Here is a 21,980-nt window from a genome sequence, read left to right on the forward strand (position 1 = left end):
CTTTTTACTTAACTATTATCTTGTATAGCATGCTGCACCAAATCATCTACAGAAATAGAACGGCTAATATGCCCAAAGAGAATTTCAAGATTCTCTGCACGCAGACTATCTCTAACATCTGAGCGGGCTTCGGCTATTTTTAGAGTAATGTTCTTTGCCTGCAAATCAATAAATAAATTCTTTAAGAAACGTGCACCAGCAATATCGATGCGAGGTGAAGAGTTGAGATCTAATATTACTGTTTTTAAAGAATCTTGTTCGCTGTAGATTTTTTCCAAAATCCGTTCTTTAATATACTCAGCATTGAAATAAAAGATGGACGATTCTACTCTTACGATCAATATGTTTTCCATTATCTCATTGTCGGGATGTCTTTTCAGATCCGTATAAATTCTCGTTCCTGGAATTCTTCCTAAAAAAGCTACATGAGGTTTTGAAGCCGCTTTTAATAAAAGCAACAAGGTTACGAGTGTTGCAAGCAAAACTCCTGCAAGAATTCCCCAGATTAATACTCCGGCAAGCGCAATCATCACAACAGCAAATTCTTGTTTGTTTATTTTATAAAGATGTCGCATTTCTTTCCAATCAAAAAGACCTCTTATTGCTACTAGAACAATGGCGGCCAAAATTACGGTTGGCAGATTTTGAAGATATCCTGTTAAAAACAAGAGACAGCAAGCAATTGTACCCGAAGCAAACAAAAGTGACAATGGCGTTTTAGCTCCAGCAGCATCGTTTACAGCTGATTGCGACAAACCGCCCGCAACAGGATAACCGTGTCCGAATGAAACAGCCGCATTAGCAACTCCAAGTGCCAGAAGCTCCTGACGCGGATCGATAACATATCCGTTTTTTTGTGCTAAGGTTCGCCCAGCAGAAACGCTTTCGATATAAGACAATAAAAAACATGCCATCGCAAGTGGCAAAACTCCCTCAACATCTCGAATACGAAGCGAAGGCAGATGAAATTCAGGAAGACCAGTCGGAATAATCCCAACTGTATTGAATTCGGCATATTGTAATGATGTAGCCGAAATAAGAATAATAGATAAAATGACAATTACTATTGCAACTGGAAACTGCGGTGCTATTTTTTCTCCTATAATTAATATCAGAATAGCAATTATTCCAAAAATAAAAACAGCTGTATTCATGTCTGGAATTTGATGGAAAAGAATAACAATTCGTTCCAAGAAATTATCCCCGCCACCTTTAACTCCAAATAATTTCGGCAATTGGGTTAAACCGATAGTGATCGCAGCGCCTGCTTTGAATCCAACCAAAACGGTTTCACTAATAAAATTAATAATTCCACTTAACCTCAGCAAATAAGCAACAATGGCCATTCCTGCAAATACTAAGGCTGTAAGTGAAGCGATTTCAGACCAGCGCTGTACATCTCCGTTTGCCATACCTGATATAGTTGTGCCTACCAATAAAGAAATTGCAGATGTTGGACCTATGGCAAGCTGTCTGCTAGATCCTAAAAAGGCATAAAATATTCCGCCAATGAGATATCCGTAAATTCCATATTGTGGAGGCAAACCACCAAGAGTTGCATAGGCAAGAGAAACGGGAATTCCATACGCGGCAAGAGTTACTCCTGCAATGAAATCTCTTTTGAAATTCTGTTTTTCATAATTTTTAATCCAATCTAGTGAGGGTAAAAGCTTAGAAATCATATTAAAAAAGATTAAGATAGTACTAATTCACAATTATAAATGAATGTTTATAGCTGCAAAAGGTTACTCTTTCTCTTCCAACAATGCTTTCTTAACCTCATTGAGTTCTGCAATTTTCTCTGGACTTACTTTAGGATATTCCAAATCCATTTCGTCTAAAGCATGAATAATTGCAGAAGCAATCGCAATTCGAGCATAAGATTTATCGTCGGCAGGAATTACATACCAAGGCGATTTTTTGGTCGATGTGTTTTTAATTAATTCCTCATACGCATGCATATAATCGTCCCAATAGCCTCGTTCTTTGGCATCGGCTGCACTGAATTTCCAGTTTTTATCAGGATTATCAACTCTTTCAATAAATCTTCTCTTTTGTTCTTCTTTAGAAACATTTAGAAAAAACTTAATGACAACGGTTCCGTTTCTACTCAGATATTTTTCAAAGTTTCGAATGTCTTCAAAACGATTATCCCAAATGTCTTTGGTAATCAATTTCTCAGGAAGTTTTTGCCCTCTCAATATTTGTTCATGAACACGAACCACCAAGACTTCTTCATAGTAAGAACGATTAAAGATTCCTATTCTTCCTCTTTCTGGAAGATGTTTTTGACAACGCCATAAATAATCATGATCTAATTCTTCTGAACTGGGTCCTTTAAAAGAAGAAACCTGACAACCCTGCGGATTTATTCCTGACATTACATGCTTTATAGCACCATCTTTTCCAGCTGCATCCATAGCTTGAAAAATAATAAGAACAGACCACTTATCTTGCGCATACAAAATGTCCTGCATGGCAGCTAGAGCCTTAACTCCCATTTTTAATGTTTTTCGAACCGAGATATTGTCATTTTCTATAGCGTAAGAAGTCGGTTTACCTTTTAACGTGAAGTTCTTATCGTCTCCAACACAATATTGCTCAGAAAATTTTTTTGCCCGATGTAATAATTCCTTTTTAGTTAATTTTTTTAAATCATTATCATCTCTTTCTTCTTTTTTGTGTTTTTTCTTGTTATTTTTTGACATGATTATAAAAGTTTTTGAATTATTATTACTAGTCTTTTGAATAATTTATTCTTACAAAAATGCAGTTTGTCGGCAGTAAATGGCATTTCATCCTAATTTGTATTATCAATTGAAATACAGACAGATAAAATTTTAACTAAAATTAACAAAATTCGCACAATATTTAATCACCTAACCAAAAAAACGCTAACTTAGCTATTGCACTTTATTGGTTTTTAGTTAGTTGTATTTAATGAATTTTACCTAAAAGAATTTAACAATGAACAAAATCTATTCCTCCGCAGTCTTACTATGTCTTTTAATGATTTCTTGCAAAAAAGAAACACCTCCAGCACCCAAACCACTAGAAATTTCAGTTACAACGGTTTTACAGCAAGATGTAAAATTAGAATCTGAATACACGGGGCAGACTTTTGGTCAATCTGATATACAAATTAACCCGCGAGTTGATGGTATAATTGAAAGTATGAACTTCAAAGAAGGAAGTTTTGTCAAGAAAGGACAGGTGCTTTATACAATTGACCCTTTACCATATAGAGCGAAACTTAACGAAGCACAGGGAGTTGCCGCAGAATCGCAGGCACGATTATCTAAAACCAAATCAGATTTGGATATGATTACTCCGTTGGCAAAAATGAATGCTGTCAGCCAAAGAGAATTGGTTTCAGCAAAAGCGGCGTACAATGCTTCATTAGCACAGATTAAAGCATCTGACGCTTCGGTTCAAAATGCTAAAATCGAATTGGGCTACTGTCAAATTTTAGCACCAATTTCAGGATTAATTGGTTTGTCTAAAGTGAGAGTAGGCGATTATGTACAGCCTGGACCGTTATCAGTTCTAAATACAATTTCTGATCTTGGCGATGTGAGAGTTCGATTTACAATAAGCGAACAAGAATTTTTGCGTCTTTTTAGAGAATTCAACAAACCAAATTCTCCTTTAAAAGGCTCTGGAGCAAGTGTTACCATAAAACTATCTGACGGTTCCACTTATCCGCATACCGGAAAAGTAAGTTTTGCCGACAGACAAATTGATCCTTCTACAGGAGCCATCACTTTTGAAGCCGCTTTTCCTAATCCAGATAAATTATTGCGTCCTGGCCAATATGTAAAACTTGCTTTGCTTACTGATATTCGCAAAGAAGCAATCGTAATTCCGCAGCGCGCAGTTATTGAAATTCAAGGAATTTATCAAGTATATGTTGTAGGTAATGACAATAAAGTGCAAATGCAAATTGTAAAACCAGGCCCTATCGTTAAAAACGGTTATATTATTGAAGATGGATTAAAACCTGGCGACAAGATAGCCATGGGAGGTACTTCTTTATTGAAGAATGGAAGTGTCATTACCCCTAAAATCGTTCAATGGCAATTGGGCGATCCAGAAACTGTAGCTGCAAAGTAATCTAAATCACATACTATTATGGGAGAATTTTTCGTCCGAAGACCAATTGTTGCCATTGTTATTAGTATTATTATTGTGATACTTGGATTACTGGCATTACAAAAAACACCTATTTCACAATATCCGGATATTAATCCGCCAGTTGTAAAAATTACCACTTCTTTTACTGGAGCAAATGCGCTGAATGTTGAACAAGCAGTTGCAACTCCAATTGAGCAAAAGGTAAACGGTGTTGAAAACATGTTGTACATGAAATCGATCAACACTTCTGATGGTGCTTGCACTATCGAGGTAACTTTCGACGTAGGAACCAATCTGGACAACGCTAATATGCTTACGCAAAACAGACAAAACCAGTCTGCTCCCTTTATGCCATCAAGTGTAAAACAACAGGGTGTTGTGGTAAAAAAATCGCTTTCGTTTCCAATGATGTTGTTTACAATTACATCTACCAATCCAAAATATGATGCTAAATTTTTAAATAACTACGCAAGTATCAATGTTGTTGACCAGCTGGCTCGTATCAAAGGAGTTGGAGAGGTTGCTCTTTTTGGAGGTAGTGATTACTCAATGCGTATTTGGCTAAAAGCTGACATGATGAGTAAACTCGGCGTAACAGTTGAAGATGTAAAAAATGCGCTAAACGCACAAAACATGATCAGTCCAGGAGGAAAATTTGGAGCTGAACCAGCACCTCCCAATACTGAATTCACATACGGTGTAACACTTCAAGACCGCTTGGTAACCGAAAAAGAATTTGGAAACATCGTAGTTCGAAGCAAAGAAGATGGAGCACAGGTTTTACTTGCCGATATTGCCCGAATCGAATTAGGAACCGAAAATTACAGCTCAACAGCCAGAAGAAACAGTTCTCCAAGTGCTGTTATTGCTATGTATCAAATGCCAGGAAGTAATGCTCTCGAGGTCGCAGAAATTGCAAAAGCCACCATGAAACAATTGTCTGAAAGATTTCCGCAAGACATCGAATACCAAGAATCTTTAGATACAACACTTGCTATTACTGCAGGGGTTGATGATATTGTTCACACTCTTTTTGAAGCTATTATATTGGTTATTATAGTAGTATTTATATTCCTTCAAAACTGGCGCGCTACTTTAATTCCGTTAATTACCGTTCCCGTTTCGCTTATTGGTACAATTGCCGTTTTCCCAATGTTAGGATTTTCGATCAATACCCTTTCGCTTTTAGGATTAGTACTCGCAATTGGTATCGTGGTCGATGATGCGATTGTGGTTGTAGAAGCCGTAATACATCATATCGAGCATGGAAAAACTCCTAAAGAGGCCACAGTTCAAGCAATGAAAGAGGTTTCGGGGCCAGTAATAGCGATTGCATTAATTCTATGCGCCGTTTTTATTCCAGTAGCTATGACACCTGGAATTACGGGACGTTTTTACCAGCAATTTGCCATAACCATTGCCGTCTCGGTCGCCTTTTCTGCATTTAGCGCCTTGTCTTTAAGTCCGGCACTTTGTGCCATGCTATTAAAACCCACAAAACCTATTGATCAGCAAAAAGGATGGCTTGCTAAATTCTTTACTTGGTTTAATAAGGTTTTCGAAAATGTTACTGGAAAATATATTGGTGGAGCAACATTTTTTGCAAAAAAAGCAATGCGTATTGTTGTTTTACTAGCTGTCATTCTTGTTTCAATTGTGCTTTTAGGTAAAAAGATTCCAGTAGGATTTATTCCTGAAGAAGATCAAGGATATGTTTTGGTAAATATTGCGTTGCCGCCTGCATCATCATTACAGCGTACCGATGAAATATCGAAAAAAGTAGATAGTTTCCTTAAAGAAGAAAAATCTATTCTGTCTTATACCACGATAAACGGATTTAGTATGCTTACAAACTCTTATCAGCCAAATAACGCTTTTATTTTTATTTCCCTAAAACCTTGGGAAGACAGAGCAGAAACGGCCAAACAGTTTGTAGACCGATTCAATAAAAAACTAGCTACTCAAATTACAACTGCGACTTGTTTTTCATTTGGTCCACCCGCGATTCAGGGTCTGGGTGCTTCAGCTGGATTTAGTTTGATGCTGCAAGACCGAGGAGGAAATACACCGCAATATTTAGCAGAACAAACACAAAAATTTATTGCCGCCGCGCAGCAACGTCCTGAGATTAAACGAATTTACACCACTTTTAATGCTGGTACACCGCAAATTAAACTGGATATCGACAATGATAAAGCCATGAAATTAGGAATACCAGTCTCTAAAGTTACCGAAGCCCTCGGTGCCTTTTTGGGAGGAAGTTATGTAAATGATTTTAACCGGTTTGGTCGTCAATATAAAGTTTATGTACAGGGAGAAGCTGTTAATCGTGTAAAACCAGAAGACCTAAACCTGATTTATGTAAAAAATAATAAAGGAGATATGCTTCCGGTTTCGACATTGGTTACGGCGACTAAAGTATCTGGTCCCGATTTTACGAATCGTTTAAACTTATTTAGATCTGCAGAAATTGGAGGAAGTCCGAATGATGGTTATAGTAGCTCGCAGGCTCTGACCGCATTAGAAGAAGTCGCCAAAGAGACCTTACCTGCAGACATGAGTTTCGATTACATCAACTTATCGTATCAGGAAAAGCATTCGCCAGGTGGATCTTCTGTATTTATTATGGCATTGGTTTTTGTATTCTTAATCTTAGCCGCGCAATACGAAAGTTGGAAACTTCCATTTAGTGTACTGCTTGGAGCGCCTTTTGCAGTATTTGGAGCCTTTTTAGGCCTTCTTTTGGCAAGATTTGGAAGTGATGCTTATGTCAACAACGTTTTTGCCCAAATCGGACTCGTTTTACTTATCGGATTAGTGGCAAAAAACGCCATTCTTATTGTTGAGTTTGCCAAAGAAGAATACGAAAGAGGGAAACCGCTTTACGAATCGGCAATGTATGCAGCAAGACTTCGTTTTCGCCCGATTCTGATGACTGCTTTTGCTTTTATTCTTGGAGTTGTGCCATTATTAACCGCTACAGGTGCTGGTTCTCAAGCTCGTATTGTAATGGGAATGGCCGTATTTAGCGGAATGTTAATCGCTACAGTTCTCGGTGTATTAATTGTACCAGGTCTATTTGTTATGATTGAAAGAATTGGACATAAGAAAGAGGAAACAATCGTAGAAGGAGAAAACAATGTAGAATCAAATACTACAGACCATGAGTAAGAAATATAAAATAATCGTTATTGTATTGGTTCTTTCCTTATTTCCGGCGGGATGTATGGTCGGACCAAAATATAAAAAACCTGAGCAGTTAAAATCAGATTCTTATAAAAACGAAAGAAATTTAGACAGTCTCGCTTCGGTAACCAACTTAAAATGGTTTGATTTGTTTAATGATGATGTTTTAAAAGGTCTTATTCAAAAAGGCCTTGAGAATAATTATGATTTAAAAATTGCGGTTTCGAGAATTGAACAGTTTCGTGCTGAATTAGGTTATTCCAAAGCCGATTTATTTCCGGCTTTTCAATATGGAGCTACCATAAACAGCAATAAGAAATACATTACTCCGTCGACCGCTGGTGCAAGTATGTCTTGGGAACTAGATTTCTGGGGGAAATTTCGCCATGAAAATAATGCTGTCAAAGATGAACTTCTCGCTACAGAAGAAGCTCGTAAAGTAATATTGTCTGATATCGTTGCCAATATTGCAATAGCGTACTTTCAGATGCGAAATTTTGATGATCAGCTGGAAATAACCAAGCATACTCTTGAAACAAGAGAGAAGTACTATCAAATCATAAGTGAGAGATTTGAAAAAGGGTACATCTCTGAAGTTGACAAAGTACAGATTGAACAGCAGGTTGCCATTGCCGAAGCAGCAATTCCTAACATTGAAAGACAAATAACCTATCAAGAAAATGCAATTGCGTTGCTTACAGGTCAGCTACCTACCGAAATTCCGAGAGGAAAAAGCAATACCGAATTGCAAATCGTGAGCAAAATTCCATTATCAATTCCGTCTGCCTTATTAGAAAACAGACCCGATGTAAAAGCGGCCGAATTAAGATATGCAGCAGCAAACGAAAGAATTGGCGTAGCCCAGGCAATGCGTTTTCCGTCTATCAATCTAGCTGCAATTGCCGGATTTGCCAGTGCCGATTTGAGTAATCTTTTTCTCGGAAGCTCCTATATGCAAAATGCTTCTGGCGGAATTGCAGGACCAATATTTGCATTCGGAAAAAACAAAAGAAGAGTTGAAATAAACAGACAACAAGCAGAACAGTTCAAATTTCTTTATCAACAAAAATATATTGATGCTGTTTCTGAAGTAGAACAATCTATACAAAACGTTAGAACTTATCAAGAAGAATGGAAAGCCCGCAACAGACAAGTGCAAGCGGCTTTGATAAACTTTAAGCTATCTCACGAAAGATATGACAGCGGTTACGTTTCTTACTTGGAAGTTTTAGATGTAGAAACCAACCTTTTCAATGCACAGTTAAGTCTAGCTCAATTATCTGAAAGACAATTAAGTTCAATGGTTGAATTGTACAAAGCACTTGGTGGAGGATGGAACCTCTAAGAAAAGGTTCTGAGTTGCTAAGATTCTAAGGTACTAAAGTTTCAAAAATTGTATAAACAACAAAAGCACTATTTTCATAGTGCTTTTGTTGTTATTCTTTGTGCCTATATTACTTTGTGTCTAAAACCTTAGAACCTCAGCAACTCAGAACCTTAGTCCCTTAAATTAGCAGAACTCGTTAAACGCATCCTGTAAATTCTCAGCAATTAATTCAGCTGGACGTCCTTCAATGTGGTGACGCTCTAACATGTGAACCAATTCTCCGTTTTTAAACAAAGCCATAGATGGCGAAGATGGAGGAAATGGGAACATGTGTTGTCTTGCAGCATCAACAGCTTCTTTGTCTACACCTGCAAAAACAGTAATTAAATGATCTGGTTTTTTAGCATTATCCAAACTCATTTTTGCTCCCGGACGTGCATTTCTTGCAGCGCACCCGCAAACAGAGTTTACAACTACTAAAGTGGTACCTTCAGCTTTGATAGCATTCTCAACAGCTTCAGCACTATGTAAATCTTGAAAACCTGCAGCTGTTAATTCAGCTTCCATTGGTTTTACCATGTCTAGTGGATACATATTTTTTGTCTTTTAAATTGTACTTTTTGAACTGCAAAGTTACAAAGTTTACTCGCAACTAGTTACTTTGAAGTATAAAGTTTTGTTATAGTTCGATTGATTTAGTCGAAAGTTCGAAAGTCATAAACAGGAAAGCCTCAATTCAGTCTGCTTTTATGTAAAAATCGCCCGTAATAAAGCCTTTAGAAAAGGCAATTTTGGGCATTTCATAATCACTCGAAAATCTTCAATGAGATTCGTTTCTTCATCCAAAAACTTAAAAATCAATTTTGGATTTCCCTTTTTAAATAACGAAGAAAAAATGGCGCTTCCTAATTCATTATGCCGATAAAGAATATCCAAAAGGAGCAAATCATAAAACCAGAATCTGCTTTTTTTATGAAAATCTTTCATTTTGAAATCATCATTCTGAATAAATTTCACCAATTCTGTAGACTTTTTATCTGAGTTTTTAAAAGTATAACCTGTACTTGCTTTTGTCCAGCCACCTGCAGAGCCAATATTCAAAACTCTTTTAGTATTTCTTTCCCAAAATGGATAACATGTCATTGGAATGCTTCCCTCCTCTTTTTCAATAATTTGATATTGGCTTACACCCATCTTCTTCAAATACATTTGAATCTCGTTTTCATATTCCTCTTTTGCAAGCAGTTTTTCTGAAAACAACGTATGTTCTACCAAAGCTTCCGTTTTTGAAGTTGGCAGCACGTACATAAATCTTGTATTTCCTCTTTGTTCAACCGAAAAATCCATGAAAGTTACTTCTTCAGGATCGAAAACTTCCTCTTTCGCTTTTACAAACCAACCCACAAAATGCTGTTGCAAAACGGGATATTTATTCTGCCCTTCGGCGAAAGCCTTAGTATAAATACTATTGAATAAATAATTGCAGGTAAATCTATTTTCTTCTGTTCCTACAAAAACATGAGTTTCCAATTCGTTGATGTCGGTCACTTTTTCGTTTAAAAACGTAATATTCGATTGTTTTGAAATAGTTTCAAAAACGAAATTATAAAAATCTAATCCGTTGATTTTTTGGTATGAATAGGGTTTTAAATCTAGATCGCGTCTGAAATTCTCATTAGAAAAAAGAGCCGAATCCCATTTTTTTGAAATAACTGAATCCCAGATGCTTTCTTCTTTTTCCCAGAAACACCAAGTTCTGTCATTGGATTTCTTCAAATCCTGATCTAACAGTAAAATGGTTTTATCAGCGAATTTTCCAGACAGAATCATTTTATAAACTGTCATCAAAGATGCTAGTCCTGTGCCTGTAAAAATGTAATCGAAATGTGGGATTTGCGAAGAATTCATTCTCAAAAATAAGAAATTTTATTCTTTCCTTTTTTCTAAAAAAAACATAAAAGGACCGCAATTTATTATTTCGTTTTGCCGTTTGTTTACAATATGATTTAATTCTATCTTTAGTAGTACAAAAAATAAAATTTCTGCCTTATGCATAAATTGATCCTTTTCATTAAAACTTATGAACCTGATTTTAAAACCGTTTATAAGCTTTTAGATTCTATAGATGAGTTTAACAAAGACAGCATTCCGGTAGTTATTTCTGTAAACGATGAGCATTTTGGTTTCTTAAAAAAGGACTGTCATGAGAAATATAAAGTCTATCGCGATTCTGAAATCTGCAAAACAACAATTACCGAAGGATGGAGATATCAGCAAATCATAAAATGCAATGTTTACAAGCTTAATATCTGCGAAAATTATGTTGCTATAGATTCTGATGCTGTTTTTATAAAGGACTTTTACATTTCAGATTTTATGTATGACGAAAATACGCCATACACTATCATGCAGGAATCTAAAGATTTACTTGAAATGACAGAAAGAATTGGTATGGATTCTGAAAATCTGTTTTTTAAAAGAGCTTTGAGAGATACTCGTCCGTTTTTTGGAAATAAAGGTAAAGAATGGGATTATGGTCCATCTCCCTATATCTGGAATTGCAAGGTTTGGGAACATTTTAATGAAGTGTTCTTAAAAGAAATAAATCTCACTTTTGATCAATTTTTTACCGAAATAGACAAAAAAAGCTATTCCCCAAGTGATTGTGTCATCTATGGAGAATATCTGCTAAAGACCAGATTAATAGACATACTTCCTATTGGTAGCCTTTTTAAAGTTTATCATTACAAAAAGCAATATGCAATCGAAAAAAACCAGTTGAAACTTGAGCAATTGCGCAAAATTTATCTTGGACTTATTCACCAAAGCAATTGGCGAAGAAAGAAAAAAAAGTGGTATCGTTTTTTTTAATGAAAATGCTATCCTACAAAAGAATTTCAGATGATAAAGGCAAGTAAAGTTTATTTGGTATTTCTAAACGGAAAATCTAATGCCGGCGGTGCAGAACGGATGGTTCATTATTTGGACGAATATCTCAAAAGCCGAAAGATTTTGACTGAAATAATAAATGAGGATCGTTTAAAAAACACTTTTATCGGAAAGCTATACTGGAAATTATTCAATAAAAGACATTTCGAAAAACGAAGAGCAAAATATATTGCAAGATTTGCAACTGCTTTTCTTTGGCTTAATTATCGATCAAATAAATTAGTCATTAGCAATGGTGAACCCACAGCTTATTATCCAACCGATTACGTAATTTCTCATGGTTGTTATCATAAAATGGAACTGGACTACGGAAGAAAAGATCCTAGATTAAGTAGAGTGGCCAAATTGCAAATGATAGCCTGCAAAAATGCCAAGAAAATAATCGCTGTTGAAGGCAATGTCAAAAAAGATCTAATACAATACTATGGAATTAATGAAAACAAAATAAGTGTAGTGCCAAATTGTATTGATAAAACTAATTTTTATCCCATAAAAAAAACTTCAACCAATTTTAAAACAGTTGTATATATTGGTCGACTTGAATACGGAAAAGGCATTTCAGAATTGCAGGAACTAGCAAGACTTGTTGAACAGCAAAACAATTGGAGGCTTCTTATTGCGACAAACAATCCTTCAAATACAGAACTTTTTAAAAATTTAAATCATACCGAAATCTTAGTTGGATTAACCATAGACAATATCAATGAACTGGCTTATTCACGGGCAGATATTGTTTTCTATCCTTCTTATTCAGAAAGTTTTGGAATGGTAACTATCGAAGCGCTTGCTTGCGGAAGACCAATTGCAGGAAACGCCGTAGGCATTCTTCCAAAATTAGTCAAAGACAATCAGCCTGGCGCTTATTTGCTTCCTAAACAAATCGATGACAATATTTTTCAGTTTTTTGATCATTGCATTGAAGATTCAAAAAAAACAAGCCCAGAGGAGATTCATGAAATGACAATGAAAAAGTTTAGCGTTGAATCTTATTTTGAACAAATGGATAAGCAGTTTACTAATTAAACCAACTGATTATCAATACAAATATTTTTGATTTTAAAAATCGCTTATGAGAATTTTATATTTCTATCCCGAAAATCCACTGCACAAGGCAAAAGGAAATAACGCAAGAGCCTTGTCATTATTAGAATATTTTAAATCAAGAAATATTACTGTTGATTTTGTTGGTGTTGAAACAGACCTATTTACTACAAATGAAATCAACAAACTCAAAGAAGAAAAACTAATTTCTAACGGTTATTTTCTTCCTGTTTTTATCAGAAAAAAAAATAAGCTGAAGTATTTCTTTCAGTACTCCCTTCCGAATAAAATCAAAGGAAAAATTGGTTTGTTTGATAATATCCGTTCCGGTCATATTCCTGCTTTTAATCAAGCCTTAAAAGAGAATGAATATGATGTTATTTTGATTTCCTATCTGTATTGGTCAAAGCTAATCAAGAATAATCCGTATCTGAAAAAGGCAAAATTAATAATTGATACGCACGATTTCCTTACTTCACAATTTCAGAAAAAAAAGAAGTTCCAATTAGGTAAGTTTTTTGAAACAGAAATAAAACTCTTAAATTCTTATGATAAAATTTTAGTGATTTCTCCAGAAGAAAAATACCTTTTCTCTCAATTTATTGATAAAGAAATCGCCTTGATAACCCATAGCTTGCCGAAAAAAAGCAATTTAAAAACAGATAGTAAGTACGACATTATCTATGTTGCCAGCGAAAACGAACATAACACCAAAGCGGCCAAATGGTTCTTTGATCATGTTTATCCTTTACTTTCAAAATCACTAAAAATTGCTGTAATTGGAAAAATCACTAAATTCATAGATGATTACCCAAATGTGGAGAAAATTAGTTTTATCGAAAATCTTGATGATGCTTACGCTCAGTCTAAAATCGCAATATGTCCAATGCTGAGCGGAACGGGAATCAAAATCAAGGTAATCGAAGCTTTGTCTCTTGGACTTCCGGTAGTGTGCAATGAAAGAGGCGTTGACGGATTAATAAATAAGTCTAATAATGGCTGTTTGGTTTCAAATGATCCGAATGAATTTGCTAATCAGATCAATACATTACTAACCGATGCCGTTTTTTATACTAAAATCAGTTCTGAAGCCAATGCCTATTTTAGTGCTCATCATAGTATTGATGCAACTTACAGCTTATTAGACAATGTATTTGAATTACAGCGATTCTAATTTTAAAAACAATGCTTCTAAAGCATGATTTGAGAATGGTTCAAGACTTTCTGCAGAGTTTTGCTGCAATTCCAGCCAAAGCGATTTGTTTCCATATAGATTAAGTATCGCCGAAGCAAATTCCTCTTTAGCATCGTAAATCAAAGCATTTCTTTCTTGAACCAGCTTCATGCCTTCCGCACCAATTGATGTCGTAACAACTGGCAGATAATACTCAAAAGCCTGCCCTATTTTTCCTTTTACCCCAGCACCATATCGCAAAGGAGCAACCATCATTTTATTTGTATTAAATAGTGGTTTTATATCACATACATGACCTTTAAAAATAAATCTAGAATCTTGAATGTTTTTAAGCTTCTCATTAAGATTGCCTATAATATTTACTTTTATAGTTTTATTTGTCTTCCAAACCAGCGGCATTATTTCGTGATATAAATAATTGACAGCGTCAACATTGGGTTCATGCTGCGAGCCTATAAAAAGCAAGTCTTCACGATCTTCAAAAGGCAAAAGTTGATCTTTACTGACTTTTAAATAATGGATATTAGAAAGTATCATCAATTTGCGTTCATCGATATACTTTGCCATAATTTCATTTTCGACATTAGAAATAGTCAGTACCAAATCTACTTTTCTGGCAAGTCTTGTTTCGATCCAAAAAAACTTCAAATAGTTTTTTGTTAATGAAATTCGGCTGGGATTAATCTTAATTGCTCTTTTGTACCTTAGAAAATGAATATCTACCATATCATAAAGTGACGTAGCTAGCGGAAAAATTTTGGATACTTTTTTTACATTACGTCCCAAAGCTTTTGCTCCGTAATACCACACAAAATCAACTTTAGGGAGTGATGCTATAAAATCAAAATAGTTCGAATACTGATTGTTTTCTACAAAAACGACAGCGCCTAACTTACTGAAATAAGTAACATAACCATTATCTCGAAAGGTATCTTTTGAACAAATAATACAATTGTAATCTTTGCTTTTGAAAAACAATATAATCTCTTTCAGTCTGTTAGAACCCGAATCATGCTCAGGAGCTGGCATATGAATATTGAAAAAAACAATAGTTTTATTTAATGGGTTGTAAGTATTATAATTTGGAATTGATTGATCGTGCTGCTTCCTAATTTCTTCTTTTCGTTTATAATAGCGCTTAATATTTTTAAATATCCCCATATTATCCTCTTATATAAGCTTAATTTTCTCTCTGTTTTTAATAATGAAATGATCTGAATCTCAATAAATTCAACATCTTACTTCATTCTTAAAACTCTTTCCATAATTTTTATATTGTATGAGAACATTATAAAAAGCTGTTAATTAACAAAGTAAAAAACATATTAAACTGATTATCAATATCTTTTTTAACTTGCAAAGCTTTACAACAATTTACAAATAAATTTTAAAAAATACCGCGTAAACAACGTTATTTATTTCATTTTCAAAGAACTAATCCAAAACTACTATTTCAATTTCTCCAACAGAATTTTAAACTCTTTTGAGCTTAAATAAATATTATATTGGAAAATGATTTCGTTTTTCTCATTCAAAACACATAAAGTCGGATAGGCAATCTGATTATTGATAGTTCCAAGCTCTAATGCCAATTCATGTACTCCAACATTATTTCCTGAAGGCTTGTACTTAAAAATATGGTTATTGAATGTAATATCTCGCTTTTCCTCGGCATTGAAATCAATAAAATAGAAATTGGAGTTTAATTTTTCGATTATTTCCTGATCTTTAAAAGTTACGGATTTCATTCTCTGGCAAAATTGACACCAATCGGTATGAATGAAAACAATGGTTTTTCGTTTTTGAATTTGCTGTAAGCTACTAATTTCTTCAAAAGTGCTGCTTTTTAATTGGCAGAACCCTGTTGAAGTTATTCCGAAGAGAATTAAGAGAAACAGCTTTTTCATTTTTTTTGTCTTGTTTGCCACAAATTACACGAATTTACGCAAATTAAAATTCGTGATAATTCGTGTAATTTGTGGCAAAATTTAGTTTAAATCTTTTACCTAAAAGTATATCTCAATCCTAAAAATCCACGAATAGTTTGGTTCTGTCCATATACATACGTCGTATCAAATGTCAAACCGTAGGGATTATCAGGCGTAACCAGAACTTTTCCTGCCGAATCGTATTGCACATTTTTGTCGAAAGGATCATTGGTTCTCGAAATCAAAAACGGATTATTCTGTTTCGGAGTAAAATTCAACAGATTCTTAATTCCTCCATAAACTTCAAAATCCTTCCATCCCGAATAGGTAAACTGAATATTTTGAATACTATACCAAGGCGAATTTGGACTTCTTGGATCGGTTTCGCTCAACAAAGGCAATTTCATCGGACTGTAAACATTCCCAGTATAATCCATCGACAAGTTCCAAGGCTGAATTTTATACGAAATGCTCCAAGTTCCGGTGAAATTCTCCGTCAAATAAGGTCTTTCAGAAATTCCGTTTTCAACGTTTTTATTGTCTAAAACCGTGGCTCCGATAATAAACTTTAATCCCGATGGAAAATTAAGATCAATATTCGTACTGATTCCTTGACTTAAGGCGTAGCCATCAATATTGTCGTAAATGATTTTGTTGGGATCTGTTTCATAATCAGAAATAATCTTATTACTGAATCTCGTGTAAAAAGCAGTTGTTTCAATTCCCATAAACGTTCCATTGCCAAAATTGATTTTCTGAATATAATTCAAATTCACATTTATAGACTGTTCGGGTTTCAAATCATTTTTAATAACAACATCTCTCGAACCCGTTAAAGCCGCATGATCTTCGGTAAATAAATTCACGACACGAAACCCAGTTCCTGCATTTAATCTAAAAATAGTGTTTTCGTTTACCTTAAATCTGTAAGCAAATCTTGGTGTAAAAATAGATCCGTGAATCGAATTGTAATCGTAACGCATTCCCAGCAAAACCTGACTTTTTGGAGAAAAGGTAATTTCGTCTTGAACAAAAATTCCTGGAAGCCAAGTATTTTCAGCTTCTTTTGTTGCAGTTGTGTTATCGTCATAATACGTATATCGGCTTGCAATTCCTGCTAGCAAATCGTTTCGACCAATTTTTTTATCCCAAGTCAGCTGTAAAAATCCAATTTTCTGATTGGCAATATAAGATGTTGTTCCATAACGGCTGTCCTGATAATGCACATTTCCAGAGAACGAAAGCATTAGTTTTTCTTCAAACGGCAATTGATAACTTCCAATTAATTCGGCTCTTTTGGTGTAAATGCTTTCGCCGTAAATTTCATCTCCGCCACGGTATTTTTTCTCCCAGCGAATATCTCCGCCCCAGCGATCTTCATACATTCCACGCACAGCAATGGTAAAAAGACGATTTTGATTTCGCTGAAAACTCCATTTATTAAAAATCGAAATACGTTCAGAAAGCGTTAAATCGGTAAAATTATCTTTGTCTTTATCGATTACTTGATCATAATTGAAATAATTAACACCAATAAGCGAAATGGCCTTTTTTCCCGCATTAAATTTCATTCCCAAATCTAGATTACTTTCAAAATAAGAAGTCGTAAAATAATCGGCAGAAAAAACGGGTGCGTTAATTGGATTTTTAGTAATGATATTAATTAATCCTCCAACCGCTTCACTTCCATAAAGAGACGAGGCTGGACCTTTTACAATTTCGATTCGTTCCACCAAAGAGTTCGGAATTCCAGACAAGCCATAAACCGTAGAAAGACTGCTCACAATTGGCATTCCGTCAATCATTACCAAAGTATACGGACCTTCCAATCCGTTGATATGAATGTCGCCTGTGTTACAAACGCCACAATTAAGCTGCGGACGAACGCCGTTTATATTCTGAAGCGCATCATAAATACTTGGCGTTGGGTTTTTCTTAAAGAAAACTGGAGAATACACCTCAACAGGAACGGCACTTTCTAATCGTTTTACCGGTTTTAACGTTCCTGAAACCACCACTTCGTTCAATTCGTTTTGATCTTCGTCCAATTCAAAATCCAAGTTCAAATTTTCATTTTCTAAAACTGAAATTCTTTGGGTTATGGGTTTGAATCCAGTCGAGGTTATATTTATTTTATACGTTCCATTTGGGATATTTTCTAATTTATAAAATCCCAAAGAATCGGCTTGTGTTTTAAAGTTTGTATTCAACAAACGAATGGTAATTTCTTGATCAATAGGAAGTATGCTTTCTACTTTTCCAGAAATATTTTGAGAGAAAACACTTTTTGTTGAAATTATTAATATTGTCAAAAATAAATATTTCATTATTATAAAATTAAATTTAGACAAAACTAAAAATTAAATTTGACAAATATTTATTCTTAAAACAAAAATTTTCAAACTGATTGTGTTCAATATGTTAGATTTCTTTTAAAACCATATAAGTTATATAAGTTCATTTTAGCACTAACTTAAATTAGCTTATATAACTTATATGGTTTAACACTCTTTTCTATTAATTAAAAATCTTCGTCGATAAGTTCTTTGTTAATCACTGCGCCAGCAAAAGAGCCCGTAGAAACCGCAATTGCTACAGATCGCATTTGTGTTGTGCAATCTCCGCTAGCAAAAACTCCAGCGATATTTGTTTTCTGCATCGCATCTACTTTTAACAAACCTTGTTCACTAGTATCACATCCCAAAGTTTCAGGAATTGGACAATGCTGCTCAAAAGGCGGTCTTGCATAAATAGCTTTAACCTCCACTTTTTCTCCATTCTTAAAAATGATGTTTTTAATATAACCTTCCTTATGCTCAAAAGACTCTATTTCTTCTTCAAAAATCTGAACTCCATGTTTTTTGAGTATTTCAGTTTGTTCTAGACTCAATTCCGATTTTCCATTGGTGCATAATCTCAGGTCTGTTGTCCAATTCGAAATCAGTTTAGCATATTCAAATCCCATTTCTCCATTGGCAATAATTGCTGTTTTTTCGTTTTTAACTTCATAACCATGACAATACGGGCAATGCAAAACCGAAATTCCCCAACAAGCTGCAAAACCCTCAATTTCAGGAATCAGGTCTTTAACTCCAGTTGCAAACAATACTTTTCTCGAAGTAAAAACAGCTCCCGATTCGGTTGTAATTTCAAAACCGCTTTCTATCTTAACTGCTTTTACAGCAAGTCCGTTAAAAAATTGAACAGTTTTATAAATGTCTACTTGCAATTTGGCTTTCGCAGAAATAACTGCTGGCTTCTCACCATCTTGTGTAATAAAATTATGAGAATGCGGTGTTTGTCTGTTGCAAGGCAAACCGCTATCGATAACCAAAACCTGACGCAAGGAACGTCCTAAACTCATTGCGGCAGATAATCCGCTATAACTGCCACCAACGATAATCACTTCAAAATGCTTCTGTTCCATATTTCTATTTTTAATGATTTTGTTTTTTATGTAATTTATAATTGATTAAATGCCCGATGATCATTCCGATTCCACCGAAATAAATCAGATCAAGATGAATTTCGAAAAAGAGTTCAGTCAAAATACTAATCCAAATCAGCGCCATTGAAACAACCAAAATGGACGATACCAAAAGAGCTGATTTTTTTATAATTTTGAGAATTGCAAATAAACCTATCGAAGCAAATAGTAAATCTATAATTGGGTTGTGACTCAAGCCTAAAGGGAGAATCGTTAAAAGAGGAAAAATCAAGCAATGCACCAGACAAATGGTTGCGCTCGAAATTCCTAAAATATCGTAAAAGGATGTGCTTATTTTCTTCATTATGTGTACTTTTGCTTAATGCAATTTTGTTGCAAATATATACAATTTTATCAATTGCAACATTGTTGCGTTTAAATTTTAATTCCGTAAAAAATGAAGACTACACGTAATACCGCAGCAAAGACGGCTGTTTTAGAGGTGTTTGAGAAATCTAAAACGGCTCTTTCACATACCGAAATTCAGAAACAATTAAATGATTTGTGCGATCGCGTTACCATTTACAGAATTTTGGACCGTTTGATTAATGAAGATGTAATTCATAAAATTTCAAATTTGGATGGAACGGTGAAGTATGCCAAATGCAATCATTCGCATCAGCGTGTACACATTCACAACCATGCGCATTTTAGCTGCGAGAATTGCCATGAGATTACTTGTCTTGAGACTGTAAAACCAAGTTATATTATGCCGCATAACTATAAAGTAAACGAGATTAATTTTACTTTATCGGGATTATGTCCGAATTGTTTAAATTCTAACATTTAACTTTTAGACTCGTCTAAAAATATTGTTTCGCGAATATAATTTTTATCTATATTTGTGAAAACAATACTTTTACAATGACCAAATCTTTAGAAGAAGTCCACGAATCGGTTGCCACACAAAATAAAAAAAAGGGTTTTAGAAAAATTTTAGCCTTCTTAGGTCCCGCTTATCTTGTAAGTGTCGGCTATATGGATCCAGGAAACTGGGCGACTGATATTGCCGGCGGAAGCCAATTCGGATACACTTTAGTCTGGGTTTTATTAATGAGTAACTTAATGGCTTTGCTATTGCAGAGTTTGAGCGCGCGCCTCGGAATTGTAACGCAGCGCGACCTTGCGCAAGCCTCTCGAGAAACCTATTCCAAATACATCAACTATATTTTATATTTTCTTGCTGAAATTGCAATTGCGGCTTGTGATCTTGCCGAAGTTCTCGGAATGGCAATCGGAATTAATCTACTTTTCGGAATTCCGTTACTCGAAGCAGTTCTCATTACCGTTTTAGATACCTTTTTACTGCTTTTCCTGATCAATAAAGGAATTCGCAAGATGGAAGCCTTCATTATTGCTCTAGTTGCCATAATTGGCTTTTCTTTCATTTTCGAAATGATTTTTGCAGAACCAGAAATGGGCAAAGTTTTAGCAGGACTTATTCCTTCGATTCCAAATTCAGCCGCTTTATATATTGCTATCGGAATTATTGGAGCAACTGTTATGCCTCACAACTTGTACTTGCATTCGTCTTTAGTGCAAACCAGAAAATTCGATAGAACGCCAGCCGGAATCAAACAAGCTTTAAAATACAATCTAATCGATTCGACCATTGCCTTAAACCTAGCTTTCTTCGTAAATGCCGCTATTCTGATTCTTGCCGCCGCGACTTTCCATAAAAACGGAATGTATGAAGTGGCCGAAATTCAAGATGCTCATCAATTTCTTGAACCATTGTTAGGAACCAAATGGGCACCAATCTTATTTGCCGTTGCCTTAATCGCTGCAGGGCAAAGTTCAACAGTAACAGGAACTCTCGCTGGGCAAATTGTAATGGAAGGTTATCTGCATTTCAGAATTCAGCCTTGGGTCCGAAGAATCATAACACGTTTAATTGCTATTATTCCTGCCGTAATCGTAATTTTAATTTATGGTGAAAGCGTAACAGGAAAACTTTTAATTCTAAGTCAGGTTATTTTAAGCTTACAGCTCGGATTTGCCATTATTCCCCTTATACACTTTGTGAGCGATAAATCAAAAATGAATGGTTTTCATATTTCCAGAACCACTCAAGTTGTTTCTTGGATTATTGCGACGATCATTGTTTCTCTGAATGCGAAATTGGTTTATGACGAAATCACTTCGTGGTTAGCAAGTTCAAATCATCCAATGGTACTTTGGTTTACGGTAGTTCCACTAGCTTTCGGATTCGCAGCTTTATTGCTGTATATCGTTTTCAAACCATTTATCGCCAAATTCAAATCAAAAACAATAAATCATTCACCACACCATCTTAAATTGAAGTTTTCGCCAAGAAAAAGTCAGAGCATTCAAAACATCGCTATTTCTGTAGATTTCTCACATGCTGACGAAGCTGCTTTAAACAAAGCCTTCGAATTGGGTGGCATTGACACAGAATATACCCTCATTCACATTGTAGAAACCGTTGGTGCTTTAATGTATGGCGTTAATATTCACGATCATGAAACTACAATCGACGAAAAGTTATTATTAAAATATAAAGAAATGCTTTCCGAAAAAGGGTTCAAAATTAAAACCGAACTTGGATTTGGGAAACCAAACAGCATAATTCCGAAAATTATAAACGAAGGAAGTTTCGATATTCTAGTCATGGGAACCCACGGCCACACTGGATTGAAAGATATTCTTTTCGGCACAACAGTAGATAAATTGAGACATAAAATTTCGATACCTTTGTTGATTGTTAAATAA

The 21,980-nt window shown here is 35.0% G+C and carries 17 protein-coding genes; 8 read left to right on the forward strand and 9 right to left on the reverse strand.

Translation table 11 applies throughout. From position 1 onward, the window contains the following. Positions 1 to 8: 8 nt before the first annotated feature. Together AC5ZCW_RS04370 and AC5ZCW_RS04375 are read right to left on the reverse strand one after the other, a co-directional pair. Positions 9 to 1,682 (reverse strand): SulP family inorganic anion transporter, encoded by a 1,674-nt coding sequence (locus AC5ZCW_RS04370; RefSeq protein ID WP_496118196.1) that lies wholly within the window; start codon positions 1,680 to 1,682, stop codon positions 9 to 11. Between the two features lie 63 nt (positions 1,683 to 1,745). Further along, positions 1,746 to 2,708: a polyphosphate kinase 2 family protein gene (locus AC5ZCW_RS04375; protein ID WP_198855146.1), complete on the reverse strand. Its 963-nt coding sequence runs from the start codon at positions 2,706 to 2,708 to the stop codon at positions 1,746 to 1,748. Between the two features lie 259 nt (positions 2,709 to 2,967). On the opposite strand from AC5ZCW_RS04375, the gene AC5ZCW_RS04380 reads away from it, so the two are divergent. Genes AC5ZCW_RS04380 through AC5ZCW_RS04390 form a run of 3 tightly spaced genes read left to right on the forward strand, consistent with a single transcriptional unit; the run spans position 2,968 to position 8,665 of the window. After that, positions 2,968 to 4,113 carry an efflux RND transporter periplasmic adaptor subunit gene (locus tag AC5ZCW_RS04380; protein WP_496118197.1) on the forward strand — a complete coding sequence of 382 codons (1,146 nt, stop codon included), beginning with the start codon at positions 2,968 to 2,970 and terminating at the stop codon, positions 4,111 to 4,113. A gap of 18 nt (positions 4,114 to 4,131) precedes the next feature. Next, entirely contained in the window at positions 4,132 to 7,305 is a 3,174-nt protein-coding gene (locus AC5ZCW_RS04385) for an efflux RND transporter permease subunit (protein WP_281634292.1), read from the forward strand. Next, positions 7,298 to 8,665 carry an efflux transporter outer membrane subunit gene (locus AC5ZCW_RS04390; RefSeq protein ID WP_496118199.1) on the forward strand — a complete coding sequence of 456 codons (1,368 nt, stop codon included), beginning with the start codon at positions 7,298 to 7,300 and terminating at the stop codon, positions 8,663 to 8,665. Before AC5ZCW_RS04385 ends, AC5ZCW_RS04390 begins: the two co-directional genes overlap by 8 nt. 165 nt (positions 8,666 to 8,830) lie before the next feature. Here the strand turns inward: AC5ZCW_RS04390 and AC5ZCW_RS04395 are convergent, their stop codons facing one another. Beyond that, positions 8,831 to 9,241, reverse strand: coding sequence for a BrxA/BrxB family bacilliredoxin (locus tag AC5ZCW_RS04395; RefSeq protein WP_111284876.1), 411 nt, complete (start codon positions 9,239 to 9,241; stop codon positions 8,831 to 8,833). A 153-nt stretch (positions 9,242 to 9,394) separates the two neighbouring features. Next, a complete protein-coding gene (locus tag AC5ZCW_RS04400) occupies positions 9,395 to 10,555 on the reverse strand; it encodes a lycopene cyclase family protein (RefSeq protein WP_496118202.1) in 1,161 nt (386 codons plus the stop codon). A gap of 141 nt (positions 10,556 to 10,696) precedes the next feature. Between AC5ZCW_RS04400 and AC5ZCW_RS04405 the strand changes: the two genes are divergently transcribed. From AC5ZCW_RS04405 to AC5ZCW_RS04415, 3 genes are read left to right on the forward strand one after another with little or no spacing between them, the layout of a single operon-like run. Next, positions 10,697 to 11,518 (forward strand): DUF6492 family protein, encoded by an 822-nt coding sequence (locus AC5ZCW_RS04405; RefSeq protein WP_496118204.1) that lies wholly within the window; start codon positions 10,697 to 10,699, stop codon positions 11,516 to 11,518. A gap of 30 nt (positions 11,519 to 11,548) precedes the next feature. Beyond that, positions 11,549 to 12,619, forward strand: a complete 1,071-nt coding sequence (locus tag AC5ZCW_RS04410; protein WP_496118206.1) for a glycosyltransferase family 4 protein — start codon at positions 11,549 to 11,551, stop codon at positions 12,617 to 12,619. 46 nt (positions 12,620 to 12,665) lie between these two features. Continuing rightward, positions 12,666 to 13,811, forward strand: coding sequence for a glycosyltransferase (locus tag AC5ZCW_RS04415; protein WP_496118208.1), 1,146 nt, complete (start codon positions 12,666 to 12,668; stop codon positions 13,809 to 13,811). Here the strand turns inward: AC5ZCW_RS04415 and AC5ZCW_RS04420 are convergent. The 5 genes from AC5ZCW_RS04420 to AC5ZCW_RS04440 all read right to left on the reverse strand — a co-directional run bounded on the left by AC5ZCW_RS04420 (position 13,797) and on the right by AC5ZCW_RS04440 (position 19,551). Then, on the reverse strand, positions 13,797 to 14,993 hold the full coding sequence (locus tag AC5ZCW_RS04420; protein WP_496118210.1) for a glycosyltransferase: 1,197 nt from the start codon (positions 14,991 to 14,993) through the stop codon (positions 13,797 to 13,799). The genes AC5ZCW_RS04415 and AC5ZCW_RS04420 overlap by 15 nt on opposite strands. 287 nt (positions 14,994 to 15,280) lie before the next feature. Continuing rightward, complete coding sequence (locus AC5ZCW_RS04425) at positions 15,281 to 15,739, reverse strand: thioredoxin family protein (RefSeq protein WP_496118212.1); 459 nt, start codon at positions 15,737 to 15,739, stop codon at positions 15,281 to 15,283. Positions 15,740 to 15,834: 95 nt separating this feature from the next. Further along, the gene (locus tag AC5ZCW_RS04430; protein ID WP_496118214.1) at positions 15,835 to 18,087 is read right to left on the reverse strand and encodes a TonB-dependent receptor; all 2,253 of its coding nucleotides are present in this window, start codon (positions 18,085 to 18,087) and stop codon (positions 15,835 to 15,837) included. A 194-nt stretch (positions 18,088 to 18,281) separates the two neighbouring features. After that, positions 18,282 to 19,187 carry an NAD(P)/FAD-dependent oxidoreductase gene (locus AC5ZCW_RS04435; RefSeq protein ID WP_496118216.1) on the reverse strand — a complete coding sequence of 302 codons (906 nt, stop codon included), beginning with the start codon at positions 19,185 to 19,187 and terminating at the stop codon, positions 18,282 to 18,284. 10 nt (positions 19,188 to 19,197) lie between these two features. After that, positions 19,198 to 19,551 carry a MerC domain-containing protein gene (locus AC5ZCW_RS04440; protein ID WP_198855138.1) on the reverse strand — a complete coding sequence of 118 codons (354 nt, stop codon included), beginning with the start codon at positions 19,549 to 19,551 and terminating at the stop codon, positions 19,198 to 19,200. A gap of 93 nt (positions 19,552 to 19,644) precedes the next feature. Here AC5ZCW_RS04440 and AC5ZCW_RS04445 point away from each other — a divergent pair, with 93 nt between their 5' ends. Together AC5ZCW_RS04445 and AC5ZCW_RS04450 are read left to right on the forward strand one after the other, a co-directional pair. Further along, positions 19,645 to 20,037, forward strand: a complete 393-nt coding sequence (locus AC5ZCW_RS04445; RefSeq protein ID WP_177211585.1) for a Fur family transcriptional regulator — start codon at positions 19,645 to 19,647, stop codon at positions 20,035 to 20,037. Positions 20,038 to 20,111: 74 nt separating this feature from the next. Further along, complete coding sequence (locus AC5ZCW_RS04450) at positions 20,112 to 21,980, forward strand: Nramp family divalent metal transporter (protein WP_496118218.1); 1,869 nt, start codon at positions 20,112 to 20,114, stop codon at positions 21,978 to 21,980.

Source organism: Flavobacterium sp. PLA-DH12 (genome assembly GCF_059511845.1).